This is a genomic window from Litchfieldella xinjiangensis, assembly GCF_000759345.1.
GTDB classification, from domain to species: domain Bacteria; phylum Pseudomonadota; class Gammaproteobacteria; order Pseudomonadales; family Halomonadaceae; genus Litchfieldella_A; species Litchfieldella_A xinjiangensis.
In genome coordinates, this window is the sequence record NZ_JPZL01000001.1 from 879,573 (window position 1) to 899,894 (window position 20,322).

General features: G+C 62.0%; 17 protein-coding genes. 10 read left to right on the plus strand and 7 right to left on the minus strand.

The window, feature by feature from the left end; translation table 11 throughout:
* The first annotated feature begins 119 nt into the window (after window positions 1-119).
* Window positions 120-587 (plus strand): outer membrane lipoprotein, encoded by a 468-nt coding sequence (locus JH15_RS04150; RefSeq protein WP_043527290.1) that lies wholly within the window; start codon window positions 120-122, stop codon window positions 585-587.
* 80 nt (window positions 588-667) lie between these two features.
* On the opposite strand, the gene JH15_RS04155 is transcribed toward JH15_RS04150, so the two are convergent.
* A complete protein-coding gene (locus JH15_RS04155) occupies window positions 668-946 on the minus strand; it encodes a hypothetical protein (protein ID WP_043527292.1) in 279 nt (92 codons plus the stop codon).
* 222 nt (window positions 947-1,168) lie between these two features.
* Between JH15_RS04155 and JH15_RS04160 the strand changes: the two genes are divergently transcribed.
* A complete protein-coding gene (locus tag JH15_RS04160; protein WP_043527295.1) occupies window positions 1,169-1,651 on the plus strand; it encodes an FKBP-type peptidyl-prolyl cis-trans isomerase in 483 nt (160 codons plus the stop codon).
* 105 nt (window positions 1,652-1,756) lie between these two features.
* Here JH15_RS04160 and nikR read toward each other — a convergent pair whose 3' ends face one another.
* Entirely contained in the window at window positions 1,757-2,179 is a 423-nt protein-coding gene (nikR, locus tag JH15_RS04165) for a nickel-responsive transcriptional regulator NikR (RefSeq protein ID WP_043527297.1), read from the minus strand.
* A 122-nt stretch (window positions 2,180-2,301) separates the two neighbouring features.
* On the opposite strand from nikR, the gene JH15_RS04170 reads away from it, so the two are divergent.
* Genes JH15_RS04170 through JH15_RS04190 form a run of 5 tightly spaced genes read left to right on the plus strand, consistent with a single transcriptional unit; the run spans window position 2,302 to window position 7,186 of the window.
* Entirely contained in the window at window positions 2,302-3,870 is a 1,569-nt protein-coding gene (locus JH15_RS04170; RefSeq protein ID WP_043527299.1) for an ABC transporter substrate-binding protein, read from the plus strand.
* Window positions 3,861-4,841 carry an ABC transporter permease gene (locus JH15_RS04175; protein ID WP_043527302.1) on the plus strand — a complete coding sequence of 327 codons (981 nt, stop codon included), beginning with the start codon at window positions 3,861-3,863 and terminating at the stop codon, window positions 4,839-4,841. Before JH15_RS04170 ends, JH15_RS04175 begins: the two co-directional genes overlap by 10 nt.
* Window positions 4,841-5,683: an ABC transporter permease gene (locus JH15_RS04180; RefSeq protein ID WP_052383885.1), complete on the plus strand. Its 843-nt coding sequence runs from the start codon at window positions 4,841-4,843 to the stop codon at window positions 5,681-5,683. Before JH15_RS04175 ends, JH15_RS04180 begins: the two co-directional genes overlap by 1 nt.
* Window positions 5,680-6,543, plus strand: coding sequence for an ATP-binding cassette domain-containing protein (locus JH15_RS04185; protein WP_156105239.1), 864 nt, complete (start codon window positions 5,680-5,682; stop codon window positions 6,541-6,543). The genes JH15_RS04180 and JH15_RS04185 overlap by 4 nt, the downstream gene beginning before the upstream one ends.
* Window positions 6,536-7,186 (plus strand): ABC transporter ATP-binding protein, encoded by a 651-nt coding sequence (locus JH15_RS04190; RefSeq protein ID WP_043527304.1) that lies wholly within the window; start codon window positions 6,536-6,538, stop codon window positions 7,184-7,186. Before JH15_RS04185 ends, JH15_RS04190 begins: the two co-directional genes overlap by 8 nt.
* On the opposite strand, the gene JH15_RS04195 is transcribed toward JH15_RS04190, so the two are convergent.
* Window positions 7,114-9,372: an FAD-dependent oxidoreductase gene (locus JH15_RS04195; RefSeq protein WP_081948868.1), complete on the minus strand. Its 2,259-nt coding sequence runs from the start codon at window positions 9,370-9,372 to the stop codon at window positions 7,114-7,116. The two genes, JH15_RS04190 and JH15_RS04195, sit on opposite strands and share 73 nt — an antisense overlap.
* A 156-nt stretch (window positions 9,373-9,528) precedes the next feature.
* Between JH15_RS04195 and msrA the strand changes: the two genes are divergently transcribed.
* Window positions 9,529-10,176 carry a peptide-methionine (S)-S-oxide reductase MsrA gene (gene msrA / locus JH15_RS04200; RefSeq protein WP_043527306.1) on the plus strand — a complete coding sequence of 216 codons (648 nt, stop codon included), beginning with the start codon at window positions 9,529-9,531 and terminating at the stop codon, window positions 10,174-10,176.
* 9 nt (window positions 10,177-10,185) lie between these two features.
* On the opposite strand, the gene JH15_RS04205 is transcribed toward msrA, so the two are convergent.
* From JH15_RS04205 to JH15_RS04220, 3 genes are all read right to left on the minus strand, one after another.
* Complete coding sequence (locus JH15_RS04205; RefSeq protein ID WP_043527309.1) at window positions 10,186-11,394, minus strand: MFS transporter; 1,209 nt, start codon at window positions 11,392-11,394, stop codon at window positions 10,186-10,188.
* Window positions 11,395-11,513: 119 nt separating this feature from the next.
* Window positions 11,514-12,134, minus strand: a complete 621-nt coding sequence (locus JH15_RS04210) for a C40 family peptidase (RefSeq protein WP_231566368.1) — start codon at window positions 12,132-12,134, stop codon at window positions 11,514-11,516.
* Window positions 12,135-12,404: 270 nt separating this feature from the next.
* Entirely contained in the window at window positions 12,405-14,864 is a 2,460-nt protein-coding gene (locus tag JH15_RS04220; RefSeq protein ID WP_043527313.1) for a DUF1266 domain-containing protein, read from the minus strand.
* 333 nt (window positions 14,865-15,197) lie between these two features.
* Here JH15_RS04220 and gabT point away from each other — a divergent pair, with 333 nt between their 5' ends.
* Window positions 15,198-16,496 carry a 4-aminobutyrate--2-oxoglutarate transaminase gene (gene gabT, locus JH15_RS04225; RefSeq protein ID WP_043527315.1) on the plus strand — a complete coding sequence of 433 codons (1,299 nt, stop codon included), beginning with the start codon at window positions 15,198-15,200 and terminating at the stop codon, window positions 16,494-16,496.
* A 172-nt stretch (window positions 16,497-16,668) separates the two neighbouring features.
* Window positions 16,669-17,934, plus strand: coding sequence for a methyl-accepting chemotaxis protein (locus tag JH15_RS04230; RefSeq protein ID WP_052383886.1), 1,266 nt, complete (start codon window positions 16,669-16,671; stop codon window positions 17,932-17,934).
* Between the two features lie 103 nt (window positions 17,935-18,037).
* Here JH15_RS04230 and katE read toward each other — a convergent pair whose 3' ends face one another.
* Window positions 18,038-20,239: a catalase HPII gene (katE, locus tag JH15_RS04235; RefSeq protein WP_269319773.1), complete on the minus strand. Its 2,202-nt coding sequence runs from the start codon at window positions 20,237-20,239 to the stop codon at window positions 18,038-18,040.
* Window positions 20,240-20,322: the final 83 nt, after the last annotated feature.

Below are 20,322 nucleotides of genomic sequence, written 5' to 3' on the forward strand. Positions count from 1 at the left end.
GCGCGTTGCTCACGCTACACTGGCAACAACACTGTTCTTGGGGCTAGCTTGAGGCTAGACTATTAGGAAACACCGTTCCGCAATACGTTTGCCAGCGGCATGCCGCAGGAGGAAAAACCATGAAGCGTCTTTTACCCGTACTGGCCATTGGCCTGCTGACCTTGGCTGGCTGTGCCAATACCAGTACCTATTCGGGTGATGTCTATCGGGGTAGCCAGGCCAAGACCGGTCAGAGCGTAACCTACGGCACCATCACTGCCCTGCGTCAGGTCCAGATTCAGGCTGACAACCCCCAGGGCAATGTCATCGGCGGCCTGGGTGGCGCGGTGATCGGCGGGCTATTGGGCAATCAGATCGGTGGCGGATCCGGGCGCACCATCGCCACCGCGGCCGGTGCCATCGGTGGCAGTGTGGCCGGTAACAAGGTCGAAGATGCCGCCAATCGCACCCGCGCGTGGGAAATGGAAATCCGTCGTGACAGTGGCGACAGCGTCATTGTCGTGCAAAAGGCCGACCGGGACTTCCAGGTAGGGCAGCGGGTTCGCCTGATCGGCAGCGGTGCCAACATGAGCGTGGCGCCTTACTGAGCCGGCTGTTAGCGCTGTGAACGCAAGAGGCCCGCGACTTCCGTCGCGGGCCTCTTGCTATCTATCACGGGAGAAGCGTTTTACTTGACCCGATCGACGGAGATGCCGACCAGCTTTTTCACGACCCAGATAATGATCGCCAGCAAAATCAAGGTGAGCAGCATGTCCACGGGGCTGATGATCGCAGTGGCACCAAGCACGGCAATCGCCGGGCACCACACCCAGCGCTCATCGCCGGTACTGCGCATATGCTTGGGAACCCGGTTAGCAAAGAAACGCCCCAGCGCGCCATCCCAGCTTTGCAGGGTAAGAAACAGGATCACCGCAAAGGCAATCACCCAGACCAGTGCCACGACCATTGGCTTGCTCCGCTAATTGAGTAGTTCGGACAGTCAGGCCTCGCCCGACGAGAATTTTCTCGACTTAGGGTATCCCCGCCCCGAGGGCTGCGCAACCACTCGACCTTAGGGTGACGACCCCAGAAAATGGTCTTCATTCTGGAAAAAAACCCCTCTGCCCCTGACAGGCCCCGGGATGGCACGTTACCATTAAAGGACATGTACACACCGAAAGGTTCACTGATGCAAATTGCGCAGAACTCCGTCGTCGCATTTCACTACACCCTGACCAACGATGCCGGTGAGGTACTGGATAGCTCTGAAGGCCGCGAGCCGCTCACCTATCTGCATGGTTCCGGCAACATCATTCCCGGCCTTGAGAAAGAGCTGGAAGGTCACGAGAGTGGCGAGAAGCTGCAGGTCACCGTGACCCCCGCCGAAGGTTATGGCGAAACCCAGCCAGCGCTGGTGCAGGAAGTGCCGCGTGATGCGTTCCAGGGCGTCGAGGAAGTGGAACCCGGCATGCAGTTCCAGGCTCAGACCCAGGGCGGCCCGCTCATGGTTACCGTGACCAAGGTCGAGGGTGACACCGTCACCGTGGATGGCAACCATCCGCTGGCCGGCCAGACGCTGAACTTCGATGTCGAGATATCAAGCGTCCGTGAAGCCAGCCAGGAAGAAATGGAACACGGCCACGTTCATGGTGAAGGCGGCGTCCAGCACTGACCTTCGTGGGGCAGCGCCCCGTGAACGGCCCATGACGGGAGCGACCAGATCGCTCCCGTTGTCGTTTTGGGGCTATTTCTGGAAGGCCGATATGTCGGTAGCGTTTCAGACGCTCCCATCGGGTGTCGGCTCGCCTGGGATCAAGACCAACTGGCCGTAGCGTACGCTGCGCTCGGTGATCACCTCCGAGGAGAAGTCCTGGACATCCCCTGTGCGCCCCTTGAGGATCGAGACTTCGAGGCAACTGTCGTGGTCGAGATGCACATGCAGGGTGGATACGCTCAGGTGGTGATGTGCGTGGGAGTGATTCGCCAGACGTTTGGACAACTCCCGTGCCGCATGATCGTAGATATACACCAGCGCGCCGACACACGGCTGCTCGGTATCGCCCTGTAGCGCCATGTCCTTGAGGCCCGCCCTTGCCAGATCGCGGATGGCCTCGGAGCGATTCTGGTATCCCCGCTGGGCGATCAGACGATCCAGATCGACCATCAGATCGTCGTCCAACGTGACCGTGACTCGCTGCATATCCCCTCCTCGCCTGGAGTATGATGTTTTGGCCTAGACATCATACCACCCGAACTTTACTGTATTCGCCTGCTTCTCGCTGATTCAGCGCCACACGAACCCCGTCCGTGCAAGGAGCCTTCATGTCGATTCGGCAGCCCCCCCGGCTGGCAGCATTCGCGGTGGGCCTAATGGTCGTCGCCTCCCCCGTGCATGCCACGCAAAGCCTGACCCTGGCGGTCGGTGGCGAGCCCGATCAAGGCTACGATCCCTTGCTCGGCTGGGGGCAGTATGGCCACCCGCTCTTCCAGTCGACACTCTGGCGTCGCGATGCCGCGCTGGCTCCCCAGCCCGACCTGGCTATCGCCTGGTCGCTCTCCGAGGACCGCCTGACCTGGACCCTGACGCTGCGTGACGATGTTCGCTTCGCCGATGGCAGCCCACTGACGGCAGACGATGTCGCCTTCACGTTCAACCACGCCGCGCGTGCCGGCGGGCGTGCCGATCTTAGCGCACTGGATCATGCACGAGCGCTCGATGCCCAGCGGGTGGCCATCACGCTCAAGGCGCCGCGCATCACGTTTACGGACACCTTTTTCTCTCTGGGCATCGTTCCGGCAGCGCCGCGTGACAATGGCTATGGCAAAGGGTATGGACGACAGCCGTTGGGCTCGGGGCCCTATCGGCTCGTGGAATGGCAGGAAGGCCAGCAATTGATCGTCGAGCGCAATCCTCACTACTACGGCAAGACGCCAGCCTTCGAACGGCTGGTGTTTCTGTTCACCAGCGAGGATACCACCCTGGCCGCCGCCAATGCCGGTCAGGTGTATATAGCCGCCATTCCGCCTGCGCTGGCGGGCTCGCCGCCTCAGGGCATGCGTCTGTTAGCCCTCCCGACCGTGGATAACCGAGGCATTCTGTTTCCGATGACAGCAGCCAGCGATGCTGGCGGAAACGATGTCACCTCAGACCCGGCCATACGCCATGCCATCAATCTTGCGCTGGATCGCGAGATGCTGATCGACGTAGCGCTCAACGGCTTTGGCCGCCCAGCGTATGGACCGGCCGATGGTCTGCCGTGGTCGAATCCCGACGATCGGCTCGAACGCAGCGATCCCGAGGCCGCGGCCAAGCGGCTCGATGCCGCGGGCTGGGTCATGGCTGACGACGGGCTGCGCTACAAGGCCGAGCGTGCCGCACGCTTCACCCTGGCCTACCCGGCCTCGGATTCGACCCGCCAGCTCCTCGCCGAAACCAGTGCGGCAATGCTCGCGCCCTTGGGTATAGCGGTCGAACCCAAAGGGCGTCATTGGGACGCCATTCGCCGCGATGCGCTGAATCGTGATGCCATCCTGTTCGGCTGGGGCAGCCATAGCCCTCAGGAGGTCGAATACCTCTATCACAGCCGCTACGCCGGGCAGGCGTTGTACAATGCCGGCCATTACACCAACCCTAGCGTCGATGCTCACCTCGACGCCGCGCAACACAGCGATAGCATCGAGTCATCGCTTCCCCATTGGCGGCATGCCCAGTGGGATGGCACGACGGGTTATGGAATGAAAGGCGATGCCGCCTGGGCCTGGCTGGTCAATCTCGAGCATGTCTATTACGTCTCGGCGTGCCTCGATCTTGGCGACTTGCCGATTGCTCCCCATGGCCACGGCTGGCCGATCACTGCCAGCCTTCTCGACTGGAAGTGGCAATGCGGGTGATGGCCTGGTGGGTTCAGCACCTGCTGCGGCTCGCAGTGGTCATCGTTGCCGTGGCCATCGTTGCCTTCGGCCTGATCGCAGCATCGCCGATCGACCCGGTGGATGCCTACCTCGGCGACCGCATCGCCCAGGTCGGCCCCGAACAACGCGCCTTGATCGCCCAACGCTGGGGCTTCGATGAGCCCTTGGCGCTCCAGTTGGGCACGTGGCTGGGTAACTTGGCGCAGGGGGAGCTCGGCTGGAGCCACATTCATGACGCCCCGGTCAGCGAGGTCATCGCCAGTCGCTTTCATGCCTCATCCATGCTGCTGTTACTGGCATGGCTTGGATCGACCTTGCTGGGCTTCCTGCTTGGCGTGGTTGGCGGGGCATGCGAGGGGTCTTGGCTCGACCGCGCCATACGCCTGTATTGCTATACCCTGGCCTCGACACCCACCTTCTGGGTCGCCATCCTCGCCTTGCTGGTCTTTTCGGTGCGCCTGGGATGGACGCCGGTGTGCTGCGCCAGCCCACCGGGGGTCGTGCAAAGCGAGGTCGACTGGCTGACACGCCTGCATCACCTGGCGCTGCCCGCCCTGACGCTCTCCCTGCTGGGTGTCGCCCAGATCGCCCTGCATACGCGTGAGCGGATGCGGCAGGTAATGCGTTCCGAGTTCGCTCTCTACGCCCGTGCCCAGGGCGCCACGCGGCGCGATATCGCCTGGCGCCACGGCGCTCGCCATGCCTGTCTTCCTGCCTTGACCCTGGCCTTCGCCTCATTGGGTGAACTGTTTGGCGGCTCGATTCTTGTCGAGCAGGTCTTTGCCTATCCAGGCCTCGGCCAGGCCACAGTCGAGGCCGGCCTGCGCAGTGACGTGCCATTGCTCCTGGCAATTGCCATGTTCACCACGCTGTTCGTCAGCGTCGGCAACCTGATCGCCGATGGACTCTATCGCTGGGTCGACCCCCGCCTGCGCGAGGCCGCACGCTGATGGCCATTACCCCTATCGAGACACGTATCGATACCCGGCGCTTGGGATTACTGACTCGGCTTGGCGTCCTGCTGGCCGTCGTGGCCTTGGCTTGGTTGGCCGCCTTATGGCTGGGGGCCAGCGGGGATCGCGTCGATTTTGCGGCTCGTCTGTCACCGCCCGATGCACACCACTGGTTTGGCACCGATGTCATGGGGCGGGATCTCCTTGCTCGCACATTGGAAGGCCTGGGCCTGAGCCTTCGCATCGGCCTGTTGGCTGCCGCGCTGGGCACCTTGGTCGCGCTCGGGCTTGCCGTGGTCTCGACGTTGAACCGAATGGCCGACATCGGTGTTGGGCTACTGACCGACATGACCTTGGGGCTTCCCCACCTCGTACTGTTGATGCTGGTGGCATTCGCCCTGGGCGGTGGCCCTCAGGGAGTCGTCCTGGCCATCGCACTGACCCATTGGCCGCGCCTGACACGAGTATTGCGCGCCGAGCTTCTGCAATTGCTCAATGCCGATTACCTCCGCGTCTCGCGCCGGTTCGGCAAGTCGCGTGGCTTCGTAATACGCACCCATGTGCTGCCGCATCTGGCACCCCAGTGCCTGGTCGGGTTCTTGCTGATGTTTCCGCATGCCATCCTGCACGAAGCCGCATTGACGTTTCTTGGCTTTGGCCTCTCACCCGGACAGCCAGCCCTGGGCGTCATGCTGGCCGAGTCGCTTCGCTACCTGAGCGCGGGTCACTGGTGGCTGGGGGTCTTTCCAGGCGCCGCTCTGCTGGCCATGGTGCTCACCTTCGACCGCCTGGGCAGTGCGGCCCGCGGGCTGTTCGTCCCTCGCGAGACGATGCCATGACGCAACGCCTTCCACGGCAGGAACACACAGCCCTGCTCGAGGTCAGCGACCTGTCGCTACGTTTCACGAGGCGTAGCGGCTGGTTTCGACAGTCATACATCAACGGCTTATGTAACGTTTCGCTGAGCGTGGCCCGGGGGGAGGTCCATGCCGTCGTCGGTGCTTCAGGCGCTGGCAAGAGCCTGCTGGCCTGGGCCGTCATGGGGTTGCTGCCCGCCAACGCCCGATGTACCGGCACCTTGCGTTTCGATGGGCAGCCACTCGATGCGTCGAGACAAGCCCGCCTGCGAGGCAGAAGCCTGGCCCTGGTTCCCCAGTCGGTGGCCGCACTCGACCCCCTCGCGCGGTGTGGCGACCAGCTGCGCTGGGCAGCGCAACGGGCCGGAATCCCCACGACTTCGATACAGCAGCGGGTGGCCCGCGTCCTGGGCCAATACGGACTCGAGCCCGGGGTGACGCGAGCCTATCCGCATACGTTATCGGGTGGCATGGCTCGTCGGGTCCTGTTGGCCATGGCCAGTATCGGCGATGCCGACCTGATCATTGCCGACGAACCGACGGTAGGACTCGATCATGCCAACCGGGAGCGCGTGCTAGGCTACCTGCGAGACCTGGCCGCCGCTGGCAAGGCCGTCCTGCTCATAACGCATGATTTGCGCCATGCCCTGAAAAGCGCCGATCATGTCACGGTGATGCGATCCGGCACGACTGTCGAATGCGCCAAGGCCCATCAGTTTTCCGGCGAGGGATCGCAATTGACGACCGCGTATGCGCGCGCCCTGTGGCAAGCCCTACCCAGCAATGCGTTTCTGCAGCCCCGCCCCGTCAATCCGGTAAACGAGGCAATCGATCTTGCTTGAGGCTCACGATCTGCAGTTTACCCACGCTGCCCGGCCACCACTGCTGAGCCGTCTGTCGCTGCGTATCGAGGCCGGGGAGGTGGTGGGCCTCTATGGCGACTCCGGCAGCGGCAAGACCACGCTGGGGCGACTGCTCGCGGGTGAATTACGTCCCCAGGCGGGCCAGGTCACGCTCGATGGCAATGACCTGCCCAAACAGGGACTCCATCCGGTCCAACGCCTTTCTCAAGCACCGGAGCACGCCGTCAACCCACGCTGGCGTATCGGACGCATTCTGCATGAGGCCTGGACGCCGCCCGATGCGATGCTGGAGGCGTTCGGAATCGGTCGCGACTGGCATTCGCGTTTTCCCCATGAGCTTTCGGGGGGCGAGTTGCAGCGGGTCAATGTAGTACGCGCTTTGGCGCCCGGGATTCGCTACCTGATCGCCGATGAGATTTCGGCCATGCTCGATACCCTGACCCAGGCCGAACTCTGGCGTGCGCTACTGGGCGAGACCGAGCGGCGAGGGCTAGGCCTGCTGATCATCAGCCATGATACCGACCTGCTTGCACGCCTCGCCCAGCGCTGCTACCGCTTGGAAGACGGCAGCCTGACTCGGTCGCCCGTTTCCCTGTCGTCAGGCACCTCTTCGCCCGCCTGACCCTCCTTTGTCCTGGGTATATCTCGCCCATGTCGGCGCCAGGCAAAGTAGCGAGCCAGCCATGACAATACACGCTCAGGCTTGTGTGCGTTCTTCCACATCCCCGCCGTCGCCTTGGCCGCTTCGGAATAGGTGGGATAAGGATGGATCGTTCCCAATAGCTTGTTGAGCCCGATACCCTGCGTCATGGCCAGCGTGAACTCGGAAAGCAGCTCACCGGCACCGTGCCCGACGAGGCTGGCCCCGAGGATCCGGTCCTTGCCCGGCACGGTAAGGACCTTGACGAACCCCTCGGTGCGCCCCTCGGCAATGGCGCGGTCAAGCTCGTTGAACGCATAGCGTGTCACCTCGAACTCGACACCCCGGTCGCGTGCCTCACGCTCGTTCAACCCGACACGCGCCACCTCGGGGTCGGTAAACGTCACCGTTGGCAGGTTGCGGTAGTTCACTGTGAAACGCTTGAAATCACCGAACAGTGCGTTGACGGTGGCGTGCCAGGCCTGATGGGCCGCGGCATGGGTCAACTGGAACGGCCCGGCGACATCGCCGCAGGCCCAGATATTGGGCAAAACACTGCGTAAGGTCTCATCGACATCCAGGGTGCCATTGGCGTTGGTGGGCACCCCCAGCGCCTCGAGCCCCAGCCCATCGATCACTGCCTCCCGCCCCGTCGCGACCAGCAGACGATCGAAGATCAAGCGCTCGGTCACCGGCCCGGTCTCGCCGGGACGCTCGATGACTAGCGTCTGTCCCGAGCCGCCGTGGCTGGGGCCGGCTTCGATGCGAACTGCCGAGGTCCCGAAATAAAGCTTCACCCCTTCATGCTCCAGGTGAACGGCGACTTCAGTGGCAATGTCACGATCCTCGCGAGGTAATAGCTGGTCACTGCGCTGGACCAGGCTGACTCGGCTGCCCAGGCGGGCGAAGCTCTGGCCAAGTTCGCAACCGATGGGGCCCCCACCCAGTACGACCAGCCGCTCGGGTAACGTCTCGAGTTGCCAGAGGTTGTCGGACGTCAGCACATCGACCCCATCCAGGCCCGGCAGCGCCGGCAACTTGGGGCGCCCCCCCGTGGCCACGATCACGTGGCGGGTGGTCAGGACACGTTCGCCGACCCGAACCTCCCAAGGGCTCTGTAACCTGGCTTCGCCCTGCACGACCTCGACGCCAAGCCCGCGGTAGCGCTCCGGGCTGTCATGTGGCTCGATGTCTCGCACGGCTTGGCGGACATGAGCCATGACCGCAGCGAAATCGATCCTGGGGGCAGCCACCTCGATTCCGAAGCGATCGGCACGCCGAATCTCCTGGGCCAGACGCGCCACGCGGATAAACGCCTTGGAAGGGACACAACCGGCATGCAGGCAGTCACCGCCCAGTCGATCGCGTTCGACCAGGGCGACACGCGCCTTGAGCGCTGCGCCAATGTAGCTCGCCACCAGCCCTGCCGACCCTGCACCAATGACCACGATGTCGTAATCGAAACCGGCCGGCTTGCCAAAGCGCTTCGCCAGGCGCCGGCGTTTAAGCATATCGATGGCGCGCCTGGCCAGGAACGGGAAGAGACCGACCAGACTCAATGCGACAATCAGACTGGGTGAAAGGATTGCTTGCAACGAATCGAGATTGCCCAATTCGCGCCCCGCATTCACGTAAAGCGCCGTGCCCGGCAGCATGCCGACCTGGCTCACCCAGTAGAAGGTCCACGTGCGTATACGCGTCAGGCCGAAGACCAGATTGATGATGAAGAAGGGAAATAGCGGGATGAGCCGCAAGGTGAACAGGTAGAAGGCCCCTTCACGGGCGATGCCGCGATTGACGCGGTCGAGATATTGCCCGAAGCGCCGCTCGACGGGGCGCCGGGCAAGCGAGCGCGCAATCAGAAACGCCAGGGTGGCGCCCAGGCTACTGGCGAAGGAGACGATCAGCAGGCCCCAGCCCAGGCCAAACAGCGCCCCGCTGAGCACTGTCATGACCGCGGCGCCCGGCAGCGACAAGGCCGCCATCACTAGGTAGACGATGAAATACCCACCCGCCACCTGCCAGGGTGACTCGGCAAACCAGGCCTGGAATCGGGCCTGTTCGGCCTTCACGGTATCGAGGGTCAGGGCATCGGTGACGCCACTGGCCAGTACGATCACGATGACGGCGAGCACGATCAGGAGTAGCGTAATACGGTAACGGTTCAAGAGAGCCTCCTCTGCCTGGGGCTGCCCGACGGGCCCGAGCGGATGCTTCCAGCTTGAACGGATTCCCGTCCTGCGTCACCCACCTCGCGTTCCCTACCGAGGAATTCGGTGGGCCTTGGCGCGATCCAAGCCAATGACAGCCTACCTGGAGTCGCCATGCCAACCTCACATCGCACCGCCTTGCCCCTCGGCCTGCTCCTGGGCCTGGCCCTGCCTTTCGGGCTGGCCACGCCTGCCCTTTCGCAGGAGGAAACCAATGAAGAGGCCGCCCGGGCGGTCTTCGCGGCCGGCTGCTTCTGGTGTGTAGAGGAAGCCTTCGACCCCGTCGACGGTGTGCTCCGTACGATCTCGGGATACAGCGGAGGCGATGTCGAGGACCCCAGCTACCAGCAGGTAGTCGAGGGCGATACCGGGCACGCCGAGGTCGTAAGCGTTGAATATGACCCCGAGGTCGTATCGTACGACACCCTGCTTCACGTCTTCTGGCGCAATGTCGATCCGTTTGCCGAGGATCGCCAATTCTGTGATGTAGGCAGCTCCTATCGCAGCGCCATCTTCTATCGCAACGAGGAAGAGCGTGAAATGGCCACCGAGACGCGCGATGCACTTGAAGAGCGCTTCGGACGCGATATCGCGACCGAGATCGTCCCCTTCGAGGCGTTCTATCCTGCCGAGGACTATCACCAGAATTACTACCAGGAAAACCCGGTGCGTTACCGCTTCTACAAGTCGGCCTGCGGGCGGCAGGAGCGGCTCGAGGACGTGTGGGGCGATGAAGCCGGCGGCCTGGGTTCAGCCCACTGAATCGCCTATTTACTCTTGGACGACAGTCGATCCTGCGTGAGCCGCCCGCTCACGGCGCTGGAGCCAGAACGCCAGACAGAAGGTGACGGCAAGCACGATCCAACTGCCCAGCGCCACGCCCTGCCAGGCGCCCAGTTGCCAGAAGGGTTCGAGGTACAGGCCGCCCAGGCTCGCCCCTGAATAGTAGAAAACCAGATAGAGTGCCGAGGCGCTGCCACGGGCAGCGTTGGCGTGGCGGCCGACCCAGCTCGACGCCATCGAGTGGGCGAAGAAGAAGCCGAAGGCGTTGATCGTCAAGCCTAGCAGGATCAACCAAAGCGCTGGCGAAAGCGTCACCAACGTGCCCAACATGAAGATGGCCACACCAATCATCATGCACACCGGTTGCGGGAGCCGCTGGGCAACCCGACCCGACACGACCGAGCCGAATGTTCCGCCCAGGTAAGTCAGGAAGATCATGCCCAGCCATTGCGTGCCCAGCCCGTACGGGGCATCACTCAGGCGAAAGGTGATATAGCTGTACTGATTGATGAAGATCATGAAGGCGAGCCCGCCCAGCCCGTAGGCCCCGAGCAGGAGCGGATTGCGCAGATGGCCCCGAATGGCGGCGAGCGCAGGCCCGAGCCGGAAAGGTGCCGGCTGGAAATGTCGAGCGGCAGGCAGCAATCGCCAGAACACCGCAACACACACCACACTGACCAGCCCCACCACCAGGAAGCTGGTCTGCCAGTTACCCTGCTCCGCCGCGAAACCGCCCATGATGCGGCCCCCGATGCCCCCTAGCGTATTGGCGCTGATATAGAGAGCGACTGCCATCATCAGTGCCCGCTTGTCGAACTCGTCACCCATCCAGGCAATGGCTACGGCCGGCAGCCCGCCGAGCACGAACCCCTGCAACACGCGAAGTAACAGCAGGCTCTCGAAGTTGGGCGCGACGCTGATGACCAGAGTGAGGAGCGTGGTAATGACGAGGGTGACACGCATGATAATGCGTCGGCCCACCGCATCGGAGAGGGTACCGAACACCAGCAGCGACGCGGCCAGCGAGAGGGTAGCCACCGACATGATCAGACTCACGGCGAGCGTGGAAACACCGAAGGTCTGCCGGAGAGACGGTAACAGCGGTTGAGGGGCGTAGAGATTGATGAATACGGTGAAGGAGCCCAGGCACAAGGCCAGAGTTGCCCGCCACCATTCGCGTGTATGGGCTTCGATCATGAGAGACGTCGGTTGAGGCGTGATGTCTCATCATCGCGTGCCAAACGAGAAAAGCCAAACGGAACATGAAGATATCTTTCCTTCGGTTTCGTACGGCATCAGCGAAGATCGGCTCGCCTTCAGCTCCCCATGCGCGAGGCAGCACGCTGCGCCAGTTGGCTCTGGTTCATGGGCCGCCGGGCTTGCCAGTAGTGGCGTTGCCAATAGACGTTGTCAAGCTCGGAGAGGGTCACGCCCTGAGAGGTCGAGGCATGGAGGAAAAAACCATCGCCGACATAGACACCGACATGACGATAGCGACCGGGAGGGCGGAAGAAAACCAGATCGCCTGCCTTGAGTTGTTCCCGCTCGACCCGTTTGCCCTGGAGCACCTGGCTTTCGGTGGTGCGCGGCAGGTCGATACGAAAGCGGTTGGCGAAGATGGCCTGCATCAATGCCGAGCAATCGATCCCTGAGTCACCTTCCCCGCCCAGGCGATAGGGCGTGCCTACCCAACGCTCATGTTCGGCGAGCAGCGCTTGGCGAATCACCGCGGGCGATGGTTGCAGGAAAGATTCGAAATCCTGATCCCGACCGGCCACGGGCGACATGGGAAGCGACATGGTGTGATGGGGCTTGCTGACGCCAAAGAAACGCACCGGCGTCTTGCCGTCATTCGACGGATTGCCTGCGCAGCCAGCCAATAGCGTCAGTATCAAGCCAATGCCTGCGACACGCAGCATGCTTGCGACCTCGTTCATGATTCATGAACCGCTCCTGCCCTCGCCAGCTGAAATATCAGCCAGCCAGGGGATGAGGTGTCGCTGTGGAAGTGATGCAGGATCCGAAACGGATCGGCACCACTACCATAGCGGCCTGTCAGCGGTTCGATTCGGCTCCTGACAGGATGAGCCTTTCTAGACAATGGGCCGACTATAAACCAGTCCGCGGGGGCTTGACGACCTCGGATTTAATGCTAAAGAACGCCCTGTTCAACGGGGTTTAAGCGCAACATCAAGCAGGCGTCATCGTCAATGCAGGGTTCGCGCATCCCCCGGTAGGGTATCGATGTGCAACGGCGCCCAATGGCGAGGACGGGCCCCCGGGAAATCGAGGCTGGACCAGGCCCCGGCAAGCGGCGGCGCACCTGTCAGCCACGCGACCAATGCCTCGCGGAAACTCGCCAGGAAGGCCTCTCGCTCCTCGGTTTCGGCCATGAAGAATGCGAACCCGGCATAGAGGCCACGCGCATATTCGGACCAACCTGAATAATGCTGTGAGGCTAGCGCCAGCGCATCATCGAGAATTTCCGCAAAGCGTGCCTCACCTAGCCAACCCAGCTGCCGTCCTGCCATGGCCAGGTCGACCACCTGGGCGACGTCCCAAGCCGTCATATCGATCTCGTTGCACCCTGCGTCGTTGTCGCGGACCCGCCGCAGGCGCAGCAAGTGGTTTCGTTCTTCTTCACTGCATTCGCCGGATTCGATGATCGCGATCTCCGACGCGAGTCGCCCCTGGTTCAACGTGTAGGGGGCATAATTGATCTGGTAGTCCTGACGATCGCCGGCCTGGAGCAGAAAGGTCAGGAAATCACGCAACGCGTCGCCATCCTGGAGACCGTAATGGCTATCGACCCACTCCTTGATGGCATCGGCCTCACGCGTACTCTCGCGAAACGGCTCGCTCCAGGCCGTGGCATTGAGCGGCCCCACCAGCGACAGGGCAGTGAAGCGTGTCAGGGTCGGGCGGGGACCCGGCTCGTGCCAGTCGCCCGGTTTCCAGTCCAGCCAATGGAATGGACTTCCGGGGTCGTCGCGATGCCAGTGAATCTCGTGATTCAGCGGCGGCTGACCCTCTTCGGGTAATGCCAGCTCCCAGGCGGACCAGGCATCGAGCAGACGCCGCGCACCGGGATAGAAACGGCACAGGACGCCACGCAGGGACTCGGCCAATTGCTCCAGCTCGGCGCCATCGAAGTCGCCGCTATCGCTTGCCATGAGCAGATAGAATGCGAATTTCTCCGCCATGTAGATAGTCGCTGCATGGCGGCTGCACGCCTTGAGTGCGTTGCGCTGCAGGACAGCCACTTCCTGGGGTTTGCCGAAAGGCGTAGCCAGGGCCGGCAAGGCAGCGTGGGCGGCGTCGGTAGCCAGCTGGTTGAGGTGGTGTGCTTGAGCGGGCAGCCAGAAACGTGTCAGCCCCTGCGTGCCATCTTCGGCAAATAACCCCAGCGTTTCCTGCAAGTATCCTTGTGCCTCCTGGCGACGCGCTTCCGGCAATTCGGGTACTGACCCCTGACGCAGCAGTAGATCGGGCTCACGTACCGAGGCCAGGGTGAGTAGCCAGTGACGCGCATCGCCCCGCCAGGCGCGAATGCCCGCCTGCGATGCCAGGCGCACTTCATCGTCGAGCAGGCTGGCAAAGGGAACATGCCAGGGGCTGACCGGAGATTGCAGGAGCAACTGCCAATCGCGCTGCAACGCATCCATGCCGTCGCGTCCCTCGAACAGGCTCCTTCCCCGTTGATAGGCCGTGACCATCGCTAGCCAATCGCTGTATCGGCGGGTCAACAGGTCTGCCGCATGGCCGGCAAAGACCGTCGCTTCCTGCTCGTCGAGCCAGCCCAGGCACCACCCTGCATAGGCGAGATCGACCAGGCGCAGCCAATCCCAGGCGGCCCATTCCAGCGGCTCTCCTTGTTTGAGGAATCCCAGCAGGACACGACCGTAGGGCACGGCACTCCCCAATTGGCTGCACCATTCCAGGCGGGCCTCATGGTCCAGCTCCAGTAACCGGGCCGCATCCAGATCCCAGCCATAGCGATCCCCCTGCCCTGCCAGCCACAGCATGGCCCGCACCAGCTCGTCTCGGTTACGCACTTGCCACACGTCATCGAGCCAGGCCGCAACCCCCGGCCAATCGACGCTGTCCTCGGCGGGCAAGGCGAGGACAGGCGTGAACGCAGCACGCAATCGCCAGATCGCCTGGCCAGGCCCCGCCGGCCAGGCATCCTGCGGCCGGCCCTTCTGCGAGAGGGTCGAGGTCAACAGCTCCCAGGTGATTCCATCACCATCACGCTCCAGGATCGCCAGGGCATCGCAGGCTTCCTGAAAGCCATCGTCCCCGCGCACCCAACCCTCGCGACTGCGCGCTGCCAGGAGCGCTCGCAGCCAGGCCTCGCAATCACTGTGATGGGCCGTAATGTCATGGGCCAGGCGAAGCACCCAGCGTGTGGCACCGTCAGGGGTCAGCCAACCGGCGCCCACCGCCAAGGCCAGCAATTCGAAGGCGGCCAACTGACGCAGCGGGTCGGCCGGTCCTGAAGGGAAGGCTTCGAGCAGGCGCCAGGCCAGTTCTCCCCGATCGGTGACTTCGAGTTCGCCCAGGCGAGCCATGGCCTGCTGCGCCTCGATGGCTGTCGGTTCGGGCGAAAAGGCCCAACCGCATAGCACCAGTTGCTGGGCCCACCAGGCGTTCAAGGGATCGACCAAGGCTCACCTCGTCTCAACGGAAAATCGGCGCCCTAGTGTAGCTGAAAGCAGCGCCCGCACCGAAGCATTAACGATGGGTGGCCCGTCTGAAACGAGCCATCGACGCAGGCATGTCAAGGTAGGCCCCGAGTGTGGCATGGTGGCGTGTAACGAAGGGGGTTTACCATGCGGCGGGTGCCCTTCGTGGTGTCGAGGCCCCGGCCATGTGCCGGGATGAATCGGTACACTGAACTACGCTAGACCTGTATGGATGAAGCCTGTGCATAGGTCGATGTAGACAGCTCTGTGTGGGCGGCCTGTGAGCCGTTTGCACCCTTTGGAAGGAGTCCAACGATGAACAACGCCCAACTCAACGAACTCAAGCAGCGCTATGTGGCCAACGGTGCGGCCAGTCCCGCGACTCAATTTGCCGATCGCGCCGAAAACGCACTGATCTGGGATGCCGACGGCAATCGTCTGATCGATTTCGCCGGCGGGATCGGCGTGCTCAATATCGGCCATCGTCACCCCAAGGTGGTCGAAGCCGTCAAGGCGCAGCTCGACAAGGTGATGCATACCTGCCAGACGGTCATGCCCTATGAAGGCTATGTAAAAGTGGCCGAGAAACTCAGCCAGATCACACCGGTGCGTGGCCATGCCAAGGTCATGCTGGCCAACTCCGGTGCCGAGGCATTGGAAAACGCGGTCAAGGTCGCTCGTGCCGCCACAGGTAAGAATAATGTGATCTGTTTCGACGGTGGCTACCACGGCCGAACATTCATGACCATGGCCATGAACGGCAAGGTCGCGCCCTACGCCACCGATTTCGGCAGCATGCCGGGCAATGTGTTTCGCGCCCCGTACCCAGTGCCGTATCACGGCGTCAGTGAAGACGAGGCGCTACGTGGGCTCAAGATGGCCCTGAAGACCGATGCCAATCCCAAGGACACGGCCGCCATCGTACTCGAGCCGGTACTGGGTGAAGGGGGCTTCTACGCCGCGCCGGCCAGCTTCCTCAAGGCAATCCGCGATATCTGCGACGAACACGGCATCCTGCTGATCATCGACGAGGTGCAGTCGGGCTTCGGGCGTACCGGCAAGATGTTTGCCATCGAACACAGCGGCGTGGAGCCGGACATCATATGCATGGCCAAGAGCATGGCCGATGGCATGCCGATTTCCGCCGTGGTGGGCACCGACAAGGTCATGGACGCTTCCGGTGGCAACTCGCTGGGCGGCACCTACACCGGCAGCCCGGTTTCCTGTGCCGCCACCCTGGCCGTGCTGGAGGTCTTCGAAGAAGAGAAGATTCTCGAGAAGAGCCAGGCCTTGGGTGACAAGCTGGCCAAGCGCTTTTCTCAGTGGGAGCAGGATTTCGATTGCGTCGACAATGGCCGTAACCTGGGCGCTATGGCCGCGTTCGATCTGGTTTCGGACAAGGCCCAGCATACGCCGGATGCCGACCTGGCCGGCGCTCTGTGCAAGCGTGCCCGGGAAAAGGGACTGGTCCTGCTCTCCTGCGGCCTGTATGGCAATACCATACGCTTTCTGATGCCGGTCACTATCGAGGACGACATTCTCGAAGAAGGCCTGGGCGTCGTCGAAAGCGCGCTCAAGGAGCTCGTGGGCAATAAAGCGGCCGCTACGGCCTAATCTAGCCCCTCCTGAAGAGTCTACGCCCGGCTGGATACAGCCGGGCTTTTTTGTTTCCGGAATCAGCATTGCCTCGACTTTCCTATACAAAAGCTTTACAGTTATCGAAATCAAAGCTTCGTTGTACAAGGTCGATAAAAAGATGCTCAAACAGACCCGGAGAATCCGAACCATGCCCTGGCTTGCCCGTCGAACCTATCTTGCCAAGATCGATGCCATCAAGGAGAGCATGGCGTACATCGAATTCACGCCCAACGGCGAGGTAGTCACCGCCAATGATCTCTTTCTCGATGCCATGGGGTATGGCCTCGATGAGATTCGGGGCAAGCACCATCGTATGTTCTGCCCTGATGAGATCGCCGCAGGCGAGGCCTATATGCGCTTCTGGCGCGACCTGGCCGATGGCAAGCAACAGGCAGGCAGTTTCCAGCGCATCACGAAAAGGGGTGAATTGATCTGGCTGGAAGCCACCTACTTCCCGGTTAGAGGGTCGAGCGGCCAGGTGTCCGGCGTCATCAAGATCGCCACAGACATTACGCACAAACATCAGGACTCCCTGTCCAGGGAAGCGGTGCTAACCGCCCTGAACGACTCCATGGCCGTGATCGAATTCACTCCCCAGGGTGACATCCTGCGGGCCAATCAAAATTTCCTGAAGGCCGTGGGCTATAGCGCCGAACAGCTTGCAGGCAAGCACCACCGTATTTTCTGCAATGAGCGCTTCTACCGAGAAAATCCGCACTTCTGGGCCAACCTGGCCAGTGGCGAGTTCAATGCCGGTCAGTTCGAACGCCTGAAGGCCAACGGTGAGACGCTGTGGCTGGAAGCGACGTATAACCCCGTCATGGACGCAGAGGGCAACGTGACCAAGGTGGTCAAGTTCGCCACCGATATCACCCCAAGAATTCTTCAGGCCGAGGCCACGCGCCGGGCCGTCGACTCCGCCAGCAGCGTGGCCACACAGACCGAACAGATCGCGGTCAGTGGCCTGGAACGCCTGGGTGAAGCCGTGTCGAATTCAAAGCAGGCCAATACCGAGATCGGCAGCCTGGAAGAGATCATCGGCCTGCTCAATGCCCAGGCCAAGGATATCAACCAGATCACTGCGGCCATTTCACGGGTAGCCGAGCAAACCAACCTGCTTTCACTTAATGCCGCCATCGAGGCCGCCCGCGCCGGTGAGCATGGCAAGGGCTTTTCCGTCGTGGCCAGTGAAGTACGCAAGCTGGCCCAGCAGGCCGGCAGCGCCGCAACCAATATCAGCCAGGTGTTGAGCGAAAACGCCAAGCTGACTCAAGCAGCGACGCAAAAGATCGCCAGCGCGTCGACCCAGAGCGGATCGACCCAGGACAAGCTGGCCGATGTCACACGGGTGGTCAACGAAATGCTGGAAGGCGCCAAGGAAGTCTCCCGCGCGGTCGAGCGGCTAAGCGTCTAATACACGTTCAATGAGCCTAGAAACTGAGCGCCCCCGCCGGATTCCCGGCGGGGGCGCTCATGGTTTTCGAATGCAGATAAAGTATCGACAGGGTTTGTAGCCGTCAGGCCGGCATGTCGTTGGCCTTGGCATCACGCGACCATACCCGGTGCTTGCCGAGCGCCTCGCAGAAGGGCTTGAAGATGTCGTCCACCTTGCCACCCAAAAGAATCCCTTCTTCCTGGGTCGGCACATCGGCAGCCGCCAATAGCCCCTGGCCTTCGCCGACGGCCGCGATCACCTTCAAGTGCTTGTAGGCTTCCTGCAGGTAGTAACGGCCCGGCCCCGCCTTGCTCAGCATGTCCACGCTCTGCTGTCCGCCAGGCACGATGACGGCATCCACTGCCACCGAAGGCAAGCCATTGAGCATCTCGTCCGGTGAGACGCTCTTGCCGCCGGCCCCTTTTACCGGGGCCATGCTGGGCGCGATTACCATGCCCTGGGCGCCCTCACCTTCCAGCTTCTTCTTCAGGGTTTCGACCTGACCGGCATCGACCCCATCGGCGACCAGGATCGCCACCTTGCGGCCCTTGATGTTGCCCGGGAGCCGTGACATCAAGCTCAGCGCGGGCGATTCCTGCATGGTGCTCTTACCCAACTGTTCCGGCGGGGCAGGCGGCGTGTTCGGCACATCGACACCGTGGTTCTCGCCTACGCGACGCGCCAGGTCGAGATCGATATTGGGCAGAATCTCCTTGATCACTCGCTCACGAATCCAGGGACGCTGAACCTTGGAGAGTTCGAAGGTATAGGCCGCAATAATGTGCTCTTTCTCCACCTCGGTCTGGCTGTTCCAGAACAGCGTGGCCTGGGAGTAGTGATCGCCAAAGGATTCGCTGCGTGCACGCACCTTGTGCGCGTCGACACGCTCTTGATACGACTCGAAGCCTCCATTTTCGGGCGCAGCCGGCGTTTCGCTCGGCCAGCCACCGTCGATCGAGTTGGGCTCGTAGGAAGCCTGCCCCTTGTTGATCGTCTGGCGATGCATCGAATCGCGCTGGTTATTATGGAACGGGCACACCGGCTGGTTGATCGGTATCTCGTGGAAATTGGGCCCACCCAGACGCAGCATTTGGGTATCGAGATATGAGAAAAGGCGTCCCTGGAGCAGCGGATCGTTGCTGAAGTCGATGCCGGGCACGATATTGGCCGGGTTGAACGCGACCTGTTCGGTCTCGGCGAAGTAATTGTCCGGGTTACGGTTGAGCACCATCTTGCCGATGGGAATGACCGGCACCTGTTCTTCGGGAATGATCTTGGTCGGATCGAGAATATCGAAGTTGAACGAGTGCTCGTCTTCTTCCTCGACGACCTGGATGCCGAACTCATATTCGAGGAAGTCGCCGTTCTCGATGTCGTCCCACATGTTGCGGCGATTGAAATCGGGATCACGCCCCCAGAGCTTCTGCGCCTCGTCCCAGATCAGCGAGCAGGTCCCGGCCAAAGGCTTCCAGTGGAATTTGACGAAACGCGCCTTGCCTTGCTTGTCGATCAGCCGGAAGGTATGCACCCCGAAGCCTTCCATGTTGCGATAGTGTCTCGGAAAGGCGCGGTCGGACATCGTCCACAGCACCATATGGGTCGACTCGGGCATCAACGAGACAAAATCCCAGAAGGTGTCATGGGCGGATTGCCCCTGGGGTATTTCGTTGTGTGGCTCCGGCTTCACCGCGTGCACGAAGTCGGGGAACTTGATGGCATCCTGGATAAAGAATACCGGCATGTCGTTACCGACCAGATCCCAATTGCCTTCATCGGTATAGAACTTGGTGGCAAAGCCGCGTACGTCGCGTACCGTGTCGTTGGAGCCACGTGCGCCCTGCACGGTGGAGAAACGCACGAATACCGGTGTTTTCTTCTTGGGATCCTGAAAGACCCCCGCCTTGGAGAACTGTGCGGCGTTGTCATAGGGTTGGAAATAACCATGCGCCGCCGCGCCCCGAGCGTGCACGATGCGCTCGGGAATGCGCTCGTTATCGAAGTGATTGAGTTTCTCACGGAAGATGAAATCTTCCATCAAGGTGGGACCGCGCTCACCGGCCTTCAACGAGTTATGGTTGTCGGAAATGCGTAATCCCTGGTTGGTGCGCAGGTCATGGCCCTTGGCATCACTTCGATAGGCTTCCAGATGTTCCGACTTGCTGTTCTCGGTGGTCTTGAAGTCCTTGTCGTTGGGTCCGCCGCTGTTAGGCGTGGTGTGCGGATTCTTGGCCATTGTCAAACGCTCCTCGTCTGCCGGTGGGGTCCCGCTCGGTTCGCACGACACCGAGCCGACTGCACAGGCTTGACCCTACAGACCCTGGCGGTACGAACCGCGAATTCACATTCAAGGTAGTTAATGTCCCCGCT

Bases quoted from the DNA above. Each gene is read 5' to 3' on its own strand.
- JH15_RS04185 (WP_156105239.1), top strand. From the start codon at position 5,680: ATGACGCAACGCCTTCCACGGCAGGAACACACAGCCCTGCTCGAGGTC.
- JH15_RS04160 (WP_043527295.1), top strand. From the start codon at position 1,169: ATGCAAATTGCGCAGAACTCCGTCGTCGCATTTCACTACACCCTGACC.
- JH15_RS04175 (WP_043527302.1), top strand. From the start codon at position 3,861: ATGCGGGTGATGGCCTGGTGGGTTCAGCACCTGCTGCGGCTCGCAGTG.
- gabT (WP_043527315.1), top strand. From the start codon at position 15,198: ATGAACAACGCCCAACTCAACGAACTCAAGCAGCGCTATGTGGCCAAC.
- JH15_RS04180 (WP_052383885.1), top strand. From the start codon at position 4,841: ATGGCCATTACCCCTATCGAGACACGTATCGATACCCGGCGCTTGGGA.
- JH15_RS04205 (WP_043527309.1), bottom strand. From the start codon at position 11,394: ATGATCGAAGCCCATACACGCGAATGGTGGCGGGCAACTCTGGCCTTG.
- JH15_RS04150 (WP_043527290.1), top strand. From the start codon at position 120: ATGAAGCGTCTTTTACCCGTACTGGCCATTGGCCTGCTGACCTTGGCT.
- JH15_RS04170 (WP_043527299.1), top strand. From the start codon at position 2,302: ATGTCGATTCGGCAGCCCCCCCGGCTGGCAGCATTCGCGGTGGGCCTA.
- JH15_RS04155 (WP_043527292.1), bottom strand. From the start codon at position 946: ATGGTCGTGGCACTGGTCTGGGTGATTGCCTTTGCGGTGATCCTGTTT.
- JH15_RS04210 (WP_231566368.1), bottom strand. From the start codon at position 12,134: ATGAACGAGGTCGCAAGCATGCTGCGTGTCGCAGGCATTGGCTTGATA.
- JH15_RS04230 (WP_052383886.1), top strand. From the start codon at position 16,669: ATGCCCTGGCTTGCCCGTCGAACCTATCTTGCCAAGATCGATGCCATC.
- msrA (WP_043527306.1), top strand. From the start codon at position 9,529: ATGCCAACCTCACATCGCACCGCCTTGCCCCTCGGCCTGCTCCTGGGC.
- nikR (WP_043527297.1), bottom strand. From the start codon at position 2,179: ATGCAGCGAGTCACGGTCACGTTGGACGACGATCTGATGGTCGATCTG.